The 1,555-nt window shown below is 71.5% G+C and carries 1 protein-coding gene; it reads left to right on the top strand.

Annotated elements, in window-relative coordinates:
- Nucleotides 1-94: 94 nt before the first annotated feature.
- On the top strand, nt 95-1,555 hold a 1,461-nt coding region (locus AUC47_RS11675; protein WP_143740733.1), incomplete at its 3' end, for an AlkA N-terminal domain-containing protein.

The following is a 1,555-nucleotide window of genomic DNA, read 5'->3' as shown; positions in this document are numbered from 1 at the left end:
CCGCAGGGTCCTCTCGTTCTCTCGCGGATCGTCCGTCCACAGCCGTGTCCGATTTCCGCCAGCCGGTGTCGGAGGCGCGTGACAGAGTGGAGACATGAGCTTCCCCGTGGTGGATTTCGACGAGCGGTACCGTGCGATCAGTGCGCGTGACACCCGCTTCGACGGACAGTTCGTCACGGCGGTGCGGACGACCGGCATCTACTGCCGTCCCAGCTGTCCGGCGCGCACGCCGAAGCCCCAGAACGTCACGTTCTACCCGACGAGCGCTGCCGCGCACGAGGCGGGCTATCGCGCCTGCAAGCGGTGTCTCCCCGAGGCGGCGCCCGGATCGCCGGCGTGGGACATTCGCAGCGATGTCGCCGCGCGCGCCATGCGCCTGATCTCCTCCGGGGTGGTCGAGCGCGAGGGCGTCTCGGGCCTCGCGCAGCGCCTCGGGTACTCGACCAGGCATCTCACGCGTCTGCTGTCGGCCGAGCTCGGCGCCGGACCGCTCGCCCTCGCGCGCGCACATCGCGCCCACACCGCGCGGATGCTGCTCGTCGGCACGAGCATGGCGGTGTCCGACGTCGCCTTCTCTGCCGGTTTCGCGAGCATCCGGCAGTGCAACGACACGATCCGCGAGGTGTTCGGACTCACGCCAGGTGAGCTCCGCGCTCGGCGACGGGGGAGCATCATCTCCGCGCCGGGGTCGATCGACCTCGTGCTCCCGTATCGCGGACCGCTCGACTCATCGGGGATCTTCGAATGGATGGCCGCTCGCGCCGTCCCCGGCGTGGAGGCAGCGGGGGAGTCCTCGTTCTCCAGACACCTGCGAACGAGTGGCGGGCCCGCCTGGTTCGAGGTGCGGCGGGATGCCGATGAGCGACTGCATCTGCGGGCGCGCGTCACGCAACTCGGAGACCTCGCACCCCTCGTCGCAACCGCACGGCGCATCTTCGACCTCGATGCCGATCCACTCGCGATCGACGAGGCGCTGAGCGCGCATGCGGAACTCGCTCCTCTCGTGGCACGCACGCCGGGGATCCGGGTACCGGGTTCGGCCGACCCGCACGAGATGCTGATCAGGGCGATGGTGGGGCAGCAGATCACGGTGGTCGCGGCTCGCACGGCTTTGACCGCGCTGACCGAGGCGCTGGGAGAACGTATCGACGGCGGCATCCTGTTCCCGACCATGTCGGAGATCGCCGAGCGTGGTGCCGAGGTCCTCCGCGGGCCCGCCGCACGCATCAGGTCGATCGTCGGGGCGGCACGGGATCTCGCCGATGGGTCCCTGACGCTCACGGTCGGCGACGACGCCGTCGAGCAGCGCGCGGCACTGCTCGCGATGCCTGGCATCGGCCCGTGGACGGCCGACTACGTGCGGATGCGGGTGCTCGGCGACCCCGACGTGATGCTTCCTGGCGACGTCGCGCTGCGCGCCGGCGCGGCGGCCACGGGACTGCCCGCCGACCCGAAGCCGTTGGTGGCGTGGGCGGAGCGGGTGGCGCCGTGGCGGAGCTATCTCAGCGCGCACCTGTGGCGCGCGGCGCCGGTCCGGCCGGCTCGCGGGCGCTCG

This window comes from Microbacterium sp. SZ1 (assembly GCF_002362255.1).
In the GTDB taxonomy this organism is placed as follows: Bacteria; Actinomycetota; Actinomycetes; order Actinomycetales; family Microbacteriaceae; genus Microbacterium.
This window is presented reverse-complemented; position numbering and strand designations above follow the sequence as displayed.